At 57.8% G+C, this 13731-nt stretch carries 11 protein-coding genes; 5 read left to right on the top strand and 6 right to left on the bottom strand.

The window, feature by feature from the left end:
- Positions 1-20: 20 nt before the first annotated feature.
- The 4 genes from ribH to OB916_RS13605 all read left to right on the top strand — a co-directional run bounded on the left by ribH (position 21) and on the right by OB916_RS13605 (position 2822).
- On the top strand, positions 21-434 hold the full coding sequence (gene ribH / locus OB916_RS13620; protein WP_315909844.1) for a 6,7-dimethyl-8-ribityllumazine synthase: 414 nt from the start codon (positions 21-23) through the stop codon (positions 432-434).
- Between the two features lie 28 nt (positions 435-462).
- Positions 463-1623 carry a pyridoxal phosphate-dependent aminotransferase gene (locus tag OB916_RS13615; protein WP_315909843.1) on the top strand — a complete coding sequence of 387 codons (1161 nt, stop codon included), beginning with the start codon at positions 463-465 and terminating at the stop codon, positions 1621-1623.
- A 169-nt stretch (positions 1624-1792) separates the two neighbouring features.
- On the top strand, positions 1793-2458 hold the full coding sequence (locus tag OB916_RS13610; protein WP_315909842.1) for a helix-turn-helix domain-containing protein: 666 nt from the start codon (positions 1793-1795) through the stop codon (positions 2456-2458).
- 118 nt (positions 2459-2576) lie between these two features.
- Positions 2577-2822, top strand: coding sequence for a hypothetical protein (locus OB916_RS13605; protein WP_315909841.1), 246 nt, complete (start codon positions 2577-2579; stop codon positions 2820-2822).
- A gap of 67 nt (positions 2823-2889) precedes the next feature.
- On the opposite strand, the gene OB916_RS13600 is transcribed toward OB916_RS13605, so the two are convergent.
- A complete protein-coding gene (locus tag OB916_RS13600) occupies positions 2890-3318 on the bottom strand; it encodes an adenylyltransferase/cytidyltransferase family protein (RefSeq protein ID WP_315909840.1) in 429 nt (142 codons plus the stop codon).
- On the bottom strand, positions 3315-3830 hold the full coding sequence (locus tag OB916_RS13595) for a Mov34/MPN/PAD-1 family protein (protein WP_315909839.1): 516 nt from the start codon (positions 3828-3830) through the stop codon (positions 3315-3317). Before OB916_RS13595 ends, OB916_RS13600 begins: the two co-directional genes overlap by 4 nt.
- Positions 3831-4069: 239 nt before the next feature.
- Between OB916_RS13595 and OB916_RS13590 the strand changes: the two genes are divergently transcribed.
- On the top strand, positions 4070-5974 hold the full coding sequence (locus tag OB916_RS13590; protein WP_315909838.1) for a DHH family phosphoesterase: 1905 nt from the start codon (positions 4070-4072) through the stop codon (positions 5972-5974).
- Here OB916_RS13590 and OB916_RS13585 read toward each other — a convergent pair whose 3' ends face one another.
- The 4 genes from OB916_RS13585 to OB916_RS13570 form a co-directional block, all read right to left on the bottom strand.
- Positions 5975-6217: a hypothetical protein gene (locus OB916_RS13585; RefSeq protein ID WP_315909837.1), complete on the bottom strand. Its 243-nt coding sequence runs from the start codon at positions 6215-6217 to the stop codon at positions 5975-5977.
- 221 nt (positions 6218-6438) lie between these two features.
- A complete protein-coding gene (locus tag OB916_RS13580) occupies positions 6439-6747 on the bottom strand; it encodes a hypothetical protein (RefSeq protein WP_315909836.1) in 309 nt (102 codons plus the stop codon).
- Between the two features lie 43 nt (positions 6748-6790).
- A complete protein-coding gene (locus OB916_RS13575) occupies positions 6791-7189 on the bottom strand; it encodes a hypothetical protein (protein WP_315909835.1) in 399 nt (132 codons plus the stop codon).
- A 242-nt stretch (positions 7190-7431) separates the two neighbouring features.
- Positions 7432-13350 carry a hypothetical protein gene (locus tag OB916_RS13570; RefSeq protein WP_315909834.1) on the bottom strand — a complete coding sequence of 1973 codons (5919 nt, stop codon included), beginning with the start codon at positions 13348-13350 and terminating at the stop codon, positions 7432-7434.
- Positions 13351-13731: the final 381 nt, after the last annotated feature.

Here is a 13731-nt window from a genome sequence, read left to right as displayed (position 1 = left end):
ACGGCTCCGACCCCGCAGGTATGGTCAGGCTCGGGCTGGTGATCGGCCAGTACGACAAGCACGGAGCGGTACTTTCGGAGATGGAAGCGTCGGCTCGGGAGGCCGCCGACGAGCGTGGCGCGGAGATCGTCGAGACGCTGGAGGTTCCCGGCGCGTACGACATCCCGCTGGCGGCCGACCGGCTCGCCCGTCGCGACGACGTCGACGCCGTTGTCACGCTCGGGGTCATCATCTCCGGGGACACCGACCACGATCAGGTCATCGGCCACGCCGCTGCAGGAGGGCTCACCGACGTGAGCCTCGATCGAGACACGCCGGTCACGCTCGGGGTCATCGGCCCGGGCATGAGCCAGGACGAAGCCGCGGCCCGCACCCACAAGGGACGCGAGGCCGTCGAGAGCGCCATCGATATCGTTGCCGAACTCCAATCGTGAGCGACACACCCGTTTCAGAATCCCAACCATGAGCTACGAACCAACGTTCGCAGACCGCGTCCAGCGCGTCGAACCGTCCGCGACGATCGCCATCTCGAATCTCGCCGCCGAACTCGAAGCCGAGGGCAAAGACGTCGTCGACCTCTCGGTCGGCGAGCCCGACTTCGACACGCCCGAACCGATCAAACAGGCCGCCAAGGACGCGATGGACGCCGGCCACGTCGGCTACACATCCTCGAACGGTATTCCAGAACTCAAGGAGGCCATCGTCGAGAAACTGCACGACGACGGGCTCACCCAGTACGGAACCGAGAACGTCATCGTCACGCCCGGCGGCAAGCAGGCCCTCTACGAGGTCTTCCAGACCATCATCGACGACGGGGATGAGGTCGTCCTGCTCGATCCGGCGTGGGTCTCCTACGAGGCGATGGCGAAACTCGCCGGCGGCTCGCTGGCCCGCGTCGACACCGCCGCTCACGACTTCGATCTCGAACCCGCACTCGCGGAGCTGGCCGAGACGGTCAGCGACGACACCGAACTGCTCGTGGTCAACTCCCCGGGCAATCCTCACGGATCGGTCTACTCCCGGGACGCCCTGGAAGGGGTCCGAGATCTGGCCGTCGAGCACGACTTCGCCGTGATCTCCGACGAGATCTACAAGGAGATTACCTACGACGACGCCGAGCCGATCAGCCTCGGCACCCTGGAGGGGATGGAGGACCGGACGATCACGCTCAACGGCTTCTCGAAGGCCTACGCCATGACTGGCTGGCGGCTGGGCTATTTCGCCGCCCCCGAATCGATCGTCGAACAGGCCGGGAAACTGCACAGCCACTCGGTGACGTGTGCGGTCAACTTCGTCCAGCACGCCGGCGTCACGGCCCTCGAAGCGGTTGACGAAGAGATCGTCGAGATGCGCGACGCCTTCGAGGAGCGCCGGGACATGCTCGTGGACCTATTTGCCGAGCACGGCAAGGACGTGCCCGTCCCGGAAGGCGCGTTCTACATCATGCTCCCGGTTCGCGAGGACGATCAGGCCTGGGCCGAGGAGGCCGTCGAACAGGCACAGGTCGCGACGGTTCCGGGCAGCCCGTTCGGCACGCCTGGCTACGTCCGACTCTCGTATGCGGCGAGCAAGGAGCGACTCCGCGAGGGCGTCGAGCGACTGGCCGAGGCGGACCTGCTGTAGTCGCACGTCCTGATCACGCGACGCATTTCGCTGTTTCGGGGTCGCAGATGTTTTCTCGAAGGGACTGTCGAGAGCCGTACGCATCGCGGATCTAGAACGTCGCCGGACGGGGGCGCTATCTTGGCTGGCGTCCACCAGAAATATACATTCCCGCACACATATCTGCGATATGAGTGTTGTCGGGGTGGTGCGACTCCACGAGAACCTCATCCTCTTCGAAGAGACGTTCGGCGTCGACCACGGTGTCGAGGCGAAGTTAGGGGACTTCCACTACGTCAGCGATCAGGACGGGAACAGGCAGTACGTCTTCTTCCTGTGGTGCTCGGGAGACGACCTCGACGCGTTCGACGCGGCGCTTGCGGCTGACGGGACCGTCACAGAACGGTACGTCGTCACGGAGACCGGCGAGAAGGCACTCTACTGCGTTCGAACTCGCTGGTTCCCACCCGAGCAGCCGCTCGTGTTTCCCCTCTTTCGGAAACTCGACGTCACGGTTATCGAAGCCAGACGCGACGCGGACGGGCTGCATCTTCAGGCCCGGTTTCCGTCGCGGGACGCGCTCCGGGAGTTTCGCCGGGAAGCGAGCGCCATCGCCGATCGGGTCAACGTCGAGCGACTGTACGTCGAACGCGCCGCTAAAAACCCGCAGAGAAAACTCACGGGCCGACAGCGCGAGGCCCTGGTGCTGGCCTACGACCGCGGCTACTTCGAGACGCCCAGTCAGGCGACGCTCGAGGACCTCTCGGCGGAGTTCGGCGTGACGCCACAGACCCTCTCGAGGCACATTCGCGACGGCGTCGAGAAACTCGTCGAGGACGCGGTCGCAGAACAATAAAAGTGCTTCTCGATAAGCACGTGAACCGATCACAGGTAGCCAACAACAGTTCTGTTGGGGGAAAGAGAATGGTTCAGGCCCATCGGCGCGGACTCGACGTGGTGGAGGTGCGACGACGATGAGCCGAACGCGAGCGGTGTACGTGGGTAGCGACGGCAACTACTACGGAGAGGCTGACATCTGGGAGCGGTTCGAGACCGGCTGCTGGGCACCCTTTGCCTGGGACTCCGAATCCGGGGAGGAGTGGGTCGAGACCGACGAACAGCAGTTGCTCGTGCTGACGCCGACTTCACCGGAGGAACTGCCCCAGAGAGTCGATATCGAGCGGACCGAGGCCGGTCTCAGTATCGACAGTGCCGTGTGACCGGATCTCCTTGCCGTCGCTACCCGCCGATTCGCACCGTTCAGTACCGCCGACCGATTCGCGCCGCTTAGCACCGCCGCTGTACGATCCGGTCGATGATCTGACCCGTAGAGAGGAGTCGCTCGTCGGACGACGATTCGAGCGCACTCACCCGTTCGACCGCACAGTCGATCCCGCGGGTCGCGAGCGCGTCCGAGATAGCGGCTTCGTCGTGGTGCTGGTCGTGACCGAGCACGATCACGTCGGGCTCGATCCGTTCGATCGGCACGAAGATGTCCTCGGTGTGTCCGAGATGCGCCTCGTCGACGGGATCGAGCGCCTCGACCATCGTCTGTCGCTGGCGATCCGGGACGATCGGCGGGTCCTTGTGGGTGACGTTCTCCCGGCGTGCGACGATGACGTGCAACTCGGATCCGAAGGCCGCCGCTTCCTGCAGATAGTGCAGGTGGCCGGGATGAAGAATGTCGAAGGTGCCCTGGGCGACGACCCGCGTCAAAACAACCACCCGCCGCGGTCGTCCTCTTCGCTGGGCATGAGCTCGCGGTCGATGTCTTCCTGGGTGAAATCGAAGAACTCCTCTTCGGGCGGATCGACGTCCAGCACCGGGAGATCGATCGGTTCACCTTCCCGATCGAACGCCTGCCAGTCGTCGCGCTCGTAGGGTGCGCCGACGATGATGTGTACGTCGCCCTTGGTGAAGGTGGCGAGGTCGGCGTCGCTGGGCCGGAGGACGCCGTTTGGATGTGAGTGGACCGACCCCGCCGCGCGCATGTCGTTCGGGATCATGCTGGTCTTGACCGTCGCGCTGACGGGGTTCGATTCCGTCCCGGGGATGATCAGCACGTCCGTCAGAACCGTCCCCGACTCTTCGAGGCCGAGCTTGCGTGCGTCCTCGCCCCGGAGCAGTCCCATGTACTCGTTGGGATGGCTGTCCCGGGAGGCTTCGAGCGCGAACGTGAGTGCTGACTCGGCGATGCCGATGATCCCCGAGTTACGGAACAGCCGCATACCCGTGTCTCGGGGACGGTTCCTTCTAAACCCTTCGAGGGAAGCCGGCTGAGACTGCCGGCTGTAACGCTCAGAGTGGGCCTGATAGTGATTACTGTACGTCTGTTCCGGATCGATCGCACGGCGTCGTGCGGTCGAACCGGGAAATCGTTACAGCAATCACCATGAGCAGACAGCTCACGGACGTGGAGAACCGTTTCCAAAGCTTAAAACCCCGACAGAGCGGAGTCTGTTCCAATATGACAGCATCCGATTCCGAGCCCGGCGACGGCGATTCCGGGCCGACGGTCTACGATCTCGACCCTCGTTGCGATCACGAGGCGGTCGAAGCCGGCGAACTCTATCACGCGACTGTCAACGGCGTCGTCGACTACGGCGTCTTCGTCGACATCTCCGATCAAGTCTCGGGACTGGTCCACGAGTCGAACCTGCTCGGCGACTACCAGGTCGGCGACAAGCTCATCGTCGAACTCGACGACGAGCGCGAGAACGGCGACCTGAGCTTCGTCGAGCGCGCACCCGCGACCTACACCACCGAGGCCGTCGAGTACGGCGCGGGCACGACCGTCGCCGACCTCGACGAGCACGTCGGTGCGACCGTCCATCTGGAGGGCACGGTCGTCGGGATCAACCAGACCGGTGGGCCGACGATCTTCCAGGTGCGCGACGAGACCGGCGTCGTCCCGTGTGCGGCCTTCGAGGACGCGGGCGTCCGCGCCTACCCGGACATCGAACTCGACGACGTCGTCCGGCTCAGCGGCCACGTCGAGGAACGAAACGGCGGTGTCCAGATCGAGGTCGAATCGCTCGACCGGCTCGAGGGTGCCACCGCCGAGCAGTTCCGCGAGCGACTCGAGGCGGCCCTCGAGGAGGCGGCCCAGCCACACGACGTCGAGCCCCTCGTCGAGTGGGAGTCCTTCGAGCCGCTTTACGAGGACCTGCAGGACGTCGCACACCTGCTTCGCAAGACGGTCCTCGAAGGGCGACCGATCCGGATGCGCCATCACGCCGACGGCGACGGGATCTGTGCGAGCGTCCCCCTCCAGCTCGCGCTCGAACGGTTCGTCGAGGAGACCTACGAGGACTCTGATGCAGCCCGGCACATGCTCAAGCGCCTGCCGAGCAAGGCCCCCTTCTACGAACTCGAGGACGTCACTCGCGACCTCAACTTCGCGCTGGAAGACCGGAGCCGCAACGGACAGAAGCTCCCGCTCGTGCTCATGCTCGACAACGGCTCGACGGAGGAAGACGTCCCTGCCTACGAGAACCTCGCTCACTACGACATTCCGATCGTCGTCGTCGATCACCATCATCCCGACCCCGAGGCCGTCGAACCGCTGCTGGAAGCCCACGTCAACCCCTACCTGCACGGCGAGGACTACCGGATCACGACCGGCATGCTGTGTGTCGAACTCGCCCGGATGATCGCGCCCGATCTGACCGACGATCTCCGTCACGTGCCGGCCGTGGCCGGCCTCTCGGATCGTTCGGAAGCGGAGGCCATGACCGACTACCTCGATCTGGCGAGCGAAGAGGGCTACGACCGCGAGCAGCTCCGGGAGATCGGCGAAGCGCTGGATTACGCGACGAACTACCTCCGCTATGACGACGGCGGGCCGCTGATTACCGACGTCCTCAACGTCGATTGCGACGACCGTGACCGCCACGAGGAACTCGTCTCGTTCCTCGCCGACCGATCCGAACGGGACGTCGAACAGCAACTCGAGTACGCGAGCGACCACGTCGAACACGAACGGCTCGCCAACGACGCGCACCTCTACAAGATCGACGTCGAGAACCACGTCCGGCGATTCACCTATCCCGCGCCGGGCAAGACGACCGGCGCGATCCACGACCGGAAGGTCGAAGAGACCGGCGAGCCGGTCATCACGATCGGCTACGGGCCGGACTTCGCCGTGCTCCGAAGCGATGGCGTGCGCCTGGACATCCCCGAGATGGTCGAGGAGCTTCGCGAGGAGTTCCCCGGTGCGGGCGTCAGCGGTGGCGGCCACCTGGTCGTCGGGTCGATCAAGTTCGTCCGCGGCAAGCGCGAGACGATCCTCGAGGCGCTGGTCGAGAAGATGGCCGACGCCGAACTCGACTCCGACCTGCAGAGCTCCGCGTCGCTCCCCCACGAAGAGTAGCTACCGCCCCTCCCCTGCGAACTCGATCCGTCGGCCGAGCATCCCTGCTGGCACGACTGTCACGGCAACCACTATCACTGCTCCGACCGGAACCAGCGTGATCCCGCCGCGCCAGTCGCGCTCGAACAACTCCGTGAAGTAGGCACCCGACTCGTCCCCGTGCAAGACCAGCGCCACCTCGCGGTTGTTCTCGTAGGCGTTGGTGTTCCAGTTGAGGCTTCGTAGATTGGGTTGGCGTTCCAAAAACAGATCATAGCCACCGACTGTTCCTTCGTAGACCCGGAATTAAGAGTTAGCGTCATCGGGGCTTGGTTCTCAAACATCTCGTACAAGGCACACCCCGGGTTTCCTAAGTTCTCGACTTTGACTAAGAGAGCCTTGGCGATCCGACCGGTGACCGCTCAGCAAACACCCCTCGTTCGGAATTAAATCTACAGTTATCCCGGGTTCAGAGTGTCGTGATATTATTGTAACTGCTCACGAACCGTATCGATGTATTCCGGCTTAAGCCGGTGTTTGGCATGCCGGAAATCAACATTATCCTCTCTTGGCTCAAAGAGTTTTATTTCCACCATATGGCGAGGGTAGTTTGAGTTCCGCCTTATCACACCATTCATTCCGCGCATGGTCAGGTCAATGCCGTAGTCCTCTCGAAGCCGTTCACGCACCTCGGGACCAGTTAGGGTCTCACCGTCTGCGTCAGCGAGTACTTTCAAGACACCTTTTTGATTTTTTGTCAGTTCTGTCAGGTCTGTTTTAATATCGGAGGTCATGTTACAGTCTCAGTAGAGTTGACAACTCATTACACTTGTTTTGCTACTTCTTCGTCTGCTTCTGCTGTTCAACGCACCACTGGTAGAGTTCCTCTTTCAGCTCGGTTGGCGTGTCGTCGAATACCATACCCAATCGCCATCCAAGGTTATGCCAAGACAGCCCTTTGAGTGCCCTTGAACCGAACTCTTCTCCCTGCTCGGCCTTGGTCCACCCTGCCTTGAATGATCCTAACCTATCATTACCAGGCTCGGGGAAGACTCGCTGATCTTCGTCCCAATCGTGCTTCACACCATCAAGCCGCTCAGTGCTAGAGCCAGATCCTTCTAATTCTCTGACGCCTGCTACGAACAGGCCAGCCCAAGTCCGGCCTTGATCTTCTTTGATTTCTTTCATTTTCTCGAACTGTTCGTCGTCAAGCTCGAATCGTATTTCACGCGCCACACTCACACATCCATTTCGAAAGTACTTATGTGCTTTGACTCACTTTTAATTTTGAATTTAGATGTCTTAGAAGGCCCGTAGATCGAGAAAACACCAATAAATCCCACATGTACACGTCAACGAAAGACGCCACTAGCTATCCGACAGGATTACAGTCCTGACTCAGCACAGATGCTCAGTTCCGATGTCACTCCACGTCCGACCACCCAAGAATCAGACGAAACAGACAACCGAACCGGCCCTTACTCTGTGTCGAGGGTGGGCCGCAGGTAACCGCTCCTGACTTGCATGTCGAATGGGTGGCCGACGAGTTCTTTGAGCTGATCAACGGTTGTGATTTCGTGTGTTGCGACATCTTTTGAGGCCGCGATAGTTGGATTGTCAGATGGGACGTAGACGATGCGGAGAACGTATGGGTGGTCGGATTGACTGACGTGTATTTTGCATTGCTGGTATTCGTTAGTAGAGAGACGGATGCTGTAGGGCGGCTCAGTGGTTGCGACGGATTTGACTTCGACTGGACACGGTGAAAACGCGGTTCCATCTTGCGTGACGGGATCAATTAGGTCGAACCCGGGCCCTTGTTCTCCGGACACGTCCAGCAATGCAACTGATGCGAGATCAGCGAGTGATCCATCGGTCGGAATTGATGATTGCCAGTCGATGAATTCGGTTATGACGCGATCTGTCTCCTGATTGAATAATGGTCGGAGTTCGCGGGTCCAGCGACGTTCTGTATGCCATTGATAATCAACTGCTTCATCACCGTCGGCGGTCTGTATTCTGTACAGTGAGTTGAACTGGTTGACAAGCGCCTCTTTAGGTGTTGATTCTGTATTTAGCCAGGCAGCGGTTCGGGTCAGAATTTCGAGGGTGACCGCGACTTCGGCGAGTTCCCCACGCCCGGTGAACGACCCGGGACCGCCACCGGTACCGCCGCTGGATGGACTTCGCTCCGGCGTGTCAGCATTGACACTGCCGATGGATTCGTCGTTATCGAGAATTGCGAGTGAAGTAACATCGTGTTCGCGCAGATAGTTTGTTGCAGACGCGAATGCACGTTCCTTGTGATCCGGGGAAGAATCAGCCGGGGCTGGTAGAGGCTCACCGTCGATGATATAGGCGCGGACTTTGTTGGCTGTTTGATCCGGAATCTCACTCGTTAGTTGTGAATGAAAGCGATCAATCAGTGCCGTGACGCGGTCGTTGACGGTGAGATCCAACCAGTAGGTTCCGAATTTCTCGGTGGCAGCATATTCTGGTAATTGCTCGTGCCAGGTGAGGGTCGTTCCTTGGTTCTCGATTGCGTCGTGCCAATCGGAAGGCGAGGTAATGAACTCCTCATCTGTCTCTACCCATACTGCATCAGCTTTTGATAATCGACTGCACTGGTCTGCTATTGGTTTTGTGACGAAGTTCCCGGGCAGGTCGCGGGCATGAACAGCGAACCATTCGATCAGTTTTTGCTTGCTGTCTTCCGGTTCGAGCGCCGTGATGTGTTCACGGATCGTTGCAATGCCATCGGGGCCGGGGTTGAAAAGCAACGCGAGAGCCTCTCGTATTGGCTGGTCAACGTCGCGGCAACGCTCAAGATATGTTTGGAGTTCATCCGGTATGTGGGAAAGGTTAGTGTCACTACGGATAACATCACCGAGCTTTTCAAAATCAGTATCTTGCTCTGAGTGTTCCAGGAGTTGTTTTGCGGCTCCTTCGACCGATGGACGGGGATATCCGAGCCAATCAAGTAAATCGGCGGCGAGTTCGAATCGTGTTCGGAGATTGGTTCGGCGTCGTTCTTCAAGGAACTGTTCGGCGTCCTCAACCGGATACGTGCCTTCGAGTCGGCGGCGTGCCTGCATGTACTCATCGGCCTCTAACACGGACTGAATCGTCCCGAGATTCCCGAATTGCTGTGTTAGAAGTGCGATGGCCTGTGTGAGGTCTCCGATAGCCGGCGTATCGATTTCTGAAGCAACGACAGCGATCCCTTTTTGATCGTTGTCGTCGGCTGTTGAGTCAGATTCCTTTGGGAGGTAGTACGTGACAGAGCGTGGGTCTGAGAGATCAGCTCGGATATCGGCAGGCAACTGGTCAATTACAGCGATGGTGTTGATGCCGGTCTGCAGTGTCTTCGTCGCTGACTCTAGGCGGTCGTGACTCCGGGCGGAGATGGTTGCCAGAAGCAACGGAAGACGTGATTCAAGTGTCTCGGTCCATTCCTGGAGTTTCGAGCGGTTAATGACCTCTGTCGTGGGGCGGGTTCGCTCGATGAATTGTTCAGCGGAGAGGTGTGGTTCTGTGGCCGAAATCGATGGGATACTTAGTGCTGTCTCGGAAAATTCGGCAAACCCTGCTTGCTGAACGGGATGTTCAAAATGGTATCCCGGTTGACCTTCATAGGCTTCTGAGAGTGCTGTTTTCACCCATCGGGTCGGGTTTTCACGCGGGTATCGCCAGACAGCTGTTCCGCCATGCTCACGGATCCACTCGATCGAAGCCGTATACCACTCACCGTTTCGCTTCAGGGGGATATGCGTGAGTGTAGACAACAGTTCGTTCAATACTGAGTTGATTTCAGCATCGTCGTCTGGCGCATCCCACGCATCAAGGACCGGTCGTAGTAGTTGTGAGTATGCCCGCTTCCAATTTTCTAATTGAGTGGATGGAATTGAGAGAGGAACCGGCTCGTATACGTCTGTGAGGTCGGAATCCTCAGTTTCAGCCAATACAGCTTGTACCCGTTGCAGGCGATGCTCTGCACCTGTCACATCCAATTCCGAAAGGGAGACAACACCAAGATCAGCAAGTAACGATTCACTGACCATCACTTCATCATCGTCAGGGTCTATGTGTGGGAACAACCGCCATCCAGTTCGACCCCCTCCGTCTGTTTCGATAACAGCGAAACTTAGCTGATCACGTTCTGATTCCCACGTCTTGTTATCTTCGAGGCTTTCTGTTATTTTGACAATAGGGCTCCAGATCGGGAGTTGCCGTAACTGAAGATTGGCGACTGTCGGGACTGTCGCATCAGTCATGGAACAGCCATTATAGCGACGACAGTGCCACTTCGTGGTGAGCAGATTCTGACGGTATTCCGTACTGTACCGATGAAGAAGTGTCCGAACTCGGTCCGGATTAGATTCAAGTGTGGCTAACTGCGCCGGGTCGAACCACGCCCATCCGATCAGATACGATTGCTGTTTTGATGCCTCCGCCGACGTTGGGGCCTTCTCACATCCGAGGTGACTAACTGTGCTCCGGGGATGGTAATTGTAACTCGTAATGAACGGGGTGTAGTCAGTGGCTGCGATTGCGGAGCGGAGACTGTCCCTGTGATTCACCGCCCATGGTGGAAGTTCTTCATCGGTCCATTCTGCTGGATGCCAGTTCGGTACCCCTTCGTTGACTCGTGGGTGTGTGTCTCCGTGAAGAGGCAGGTAGTGAACACCGGGCAGGCTGCTGACGCCAAGTAATGAGATGGTACGAGCCAAGTTCTTCTGCGTTTCATCATCTGTTACCGTTCCAGGGAACGCTTCCCAAGTTGCGGTGTCGGGTGTCGGTTCTGGAAACGAGTTCGAGGCGAATTCATCGGTTGCTTCCCACGAGGAACCGTCGGTTCCGCCCGAATCTTCGTCAATTGAATCAACTGCTTGAAGCGCGTGTTGTCGAGACTGCTGCCACGTATCAGACAGTGAGAAGTCAGTCAGCGGTATCTCCGGGAATTTGGGGTTGCGAATTGATGACCGCCGGATGCCGAGCCGAAGTCGTAATGTTGACCGCCGATCTGTGTTGGATAATGATTTGATGAAATGCGATTGGTTCCCCACAGACAGTTCTGACTGGCCAAGAGCTTCCGAGTCTACCTCGATATTCGAGACAAGGTCTGCAAGAGCTGCAAGGCTTCCAAGGTCAATGTCCCGAGTGGGTGGCTTGAATGTCTGAAGCAGTGCTTCGTACAGACTTGGGAAATCAGTGTATTCGCGGACACCCCACGTACGGGTTTTACCAGCCTTTCGCAACACATCTGTCGCTTGACCGCGCTGCGATTCTTGATCTAAAAAGAAAACGTCGAATTGGCCGTGTTCTGGCGGGTATGAGAACGGCAGTTCCTCACGATCTAATCCCCACAGTACTGTCCGTGTTGATCGTGCTCCTCGCTCAATTTGGCCACTCGGGCTTGGTTCGATCGGTACAAGTTCAACTGTCTCATCACTATCGGCCTGCTCACAGGGAAGCAGATACACTCCTGGTAGGGTGCCGGTCAACCACTCTTTTTCAAGTATGGTTGAGATCGATGTATCCAGCTCAGTAGCGGCCTTGTCGATCAGCTCGACCACTCCGGCGAACATCTCCTGGCCACGGCGAATGTCAACAACCCGCGTCGGAGTTCTCTTCTCCGATGATTTAGCCTCGTCTACAGCAAGAATGGTATTTAGCCATCGTGCCCATTCTTTCAGTGTTTCCGTTGCTCGGTCTTCCCCAACGAACGCTTCCCACTGCTGTCGTTGCCGTTCCGCATTACTTCCTTGTGACTGTAACTTCAACGCCGCACGGAGCGTTTCCGGTGTCGGGATTTGATGAGAGTCCGGTGTCGGTGCTTTTGTTTCAGAGGCTTCTGTTATCTCGGATGCTGCTGCGATTGCTTTGAAGTTATCCGCCGAGGGATATACTGTAGTGCTATCGACAGTTGCAGGTCCGCTCAACGTGGGAACTGTCGGTGTCTCCTGTAGTACCTTGAGTATCTGCTGCCGGAAGTGAGCGATGAGGTCAGTTGTATCCTTTGGAGATTCGGGAACCCGATCCGGATTCTTGTCTGAATCCGGAAGTAATACCCACGGATACCGACTCCAATGATCGGCTGTTTCTCGATCAAGGGCTAATGTAGCTGTTCCGGCCGCGATTCGTCCGAATAGTTCTGCTCCGTGTTTGAGGACACGCCGATTGTGATCGGCACTTCCCCGACTCAAGTCTTTTCGCTCTGTCGTAACTCGAAGCCGGCCGTGGAAACAGACTGGAAGAGCATCTTCCGTGGCTGAAATGGGATAGTAGAGATGTAACGGATAGGTGGTTCGAGCAGTCCCATCTGCACTCACTCGTGGTCGCTCAACTATGACTCGCGGTCGCGTGGTTTCTACCCCATCCCATGTCGCTGCGTAACTGTCGTATGTTAGCGTCTGAGTTCCACTGTCTGTTTTAATATCAACATCGAATCGGCGGTGGTTCACGCCCTCATCAGGAACAGTATGCTCTGGTTCCGTCTCGCACGCGCTCCAGTGTTCCGTTTCAATTGTCGTATCTTTAGAGATCCGCTCAAGATACAGATCTTCAATCTTTCCGAGGTTGATCAGTGTTTCCGGGTCAAACCCTTCTGATCGATCGCCGTGATGCGATAGTTTCTCCCACAGTTCGTCAGCCCGTTCAGACGGACTATCTGGTGACTTAATCGGGGTCGGGATATCGAATGCTGATAGCAATGAGCGCCACATGTCGTCTCTGTACTCAACAAAAACTGCCGTCCGAAACGGGACTGACGGAGGCTCTGCAAACTGAGAAAGGGTCTCCTGTGGTGCAGTCAGCAACTGATTCGCTCGGCTTGCGAGCGTTGTGTTCGATGGGCCAGAGTCTGCCGGATCAAGTGGCCACGGGAACCAGAACAGTGGCGCTTTGCCTAGGTCGTCTTTCGGATCAATTGGATCGGATTTGAACTGAGGATGTGGCTTGAACAGTCCATTCTCAGCGGCTTCAGCAAAGGCCCCAACCAAGCCATCTGTGAAATCTAATTCGGCAGGAAGGTCATTCCCGAACCGTGCTGCCACAGCCGCTGTAATATATGCACGACTGTATCTGACTCGTAATGGCTCTTCGTCCTCTGGAAGCCGCGACCAGACCTCAAAATCATCGCCCACTGCGACAGTTGACTTGAGTCCAACACCAATATGGCCGACAGAATCTGAGTCCATATCAACACCCGCTTCCTCATCAGTCTCCTGATCTGTCTTGTTGGACTCACCGATCATTTTCACTGCTCGTTCCGTATCTTCATCAAGCAAATCGAACGGTTCGCCTGTGTTCGCTACCAAAATTCCTTCATCGAGAATTCCAACATAGACTTGTCCAGGGCCAGTCGGATCAATCGCGTCGCGGGCATTCTGGATCAACTCAATGAGTTCTCGTCCTTCGTGGCTTCGGGCGATTTTCTCTTCGCTATTTCCGTGACTCGTTAGTTCTGAGTCGTATGCATCCCGAAGACTCCGACCTTCCTCAGCGGCCTCAGCAAGGGCATCAAGTCGAGAATTAACGCGTTGCGCAAGCCAAGTCGAATATCTCGCTGAACGAGTAGTGGACACCTCCGGGTTGACGCGTGACAAGTATATAAAAACCGGCCTCAACCAGATGTTTATTGATCCCACAGGACCATTTTCCGTCACTTCGAGGGGTTGAGCAGTGTCTAACTGAGACTAACATTCTTGGATAGCCACTTCCGACTTGTCTGAGAACTCGGAACCGAACATCCGTTATCACTCCAGTTATCGGTCCAA

Origin of the sequence: Halapricum hydrolyticum (assembly GCF_025517535.1) — an archaeon.
Lineage (GTDB): Archaea > Halobacteriota > Halobacteria > Halobacteriales > Haloarculaceae > Halapricum > Halapricum hydrolyticum.
The sequence above is the reverse complement of the archived record's forward strand: the minus strand, read 5'-3'. Positions and strand labels throughout refer to the sequence as shown.

Excerpts from the sequence above, each read along its gene's own strand:
- ribH (WP_315909844.1), top strand. The coding sequence starts at position 21 with ATGGTCAGGCTCGGGCTGGTGATCGGCCAGTACGACAAGCACGGAGCG.
- OB916_RS13615 (WP_315909843.1), top strand. The coding sequence starts at position 463 with ATGAGCTACGAACCAACGTTCGCAGACCGCGTCCAGCGCGTCGAACCG.
- OB916_RS13610 (WP_315909842.1), top strand. The coding sequence starts at position 1,793 with ATGAGTGTTGTCGGGGTGGTGCGACTCCACGAGAACCTCATCCTCTTC.
- OB916_RS13605 (WP_315909841.1), top strand. The coding sequence starts at position 2,577 with ATGAGCCGAACGCGAGCGGTGTACGTGGGTAGCGACGGCAACTACTAC.
- OB916_RS13595 (WP_315909839.1), bottom strand. The coding sequence starts at position 3,830 with ATGCGGCTGTTCCGTAACTCGGGGATCATCGGCATCGCCGAGTCAGCA.
- OB916_RS13590 (WP_315909838.1), top strand. The coding sequence starts at position 4,070 with ATGACAGCATCCGATTCCGAGCCCGGCGACGGCGATTCCGGGCCGACG.
- OB916_RS13580 (WP_315909836.1), bottom strand. The coding sequence starts at position 6,747 with ATGACCTCCGATATTAAAACAGACCTGACAGAACTGACAAAAAATCAA.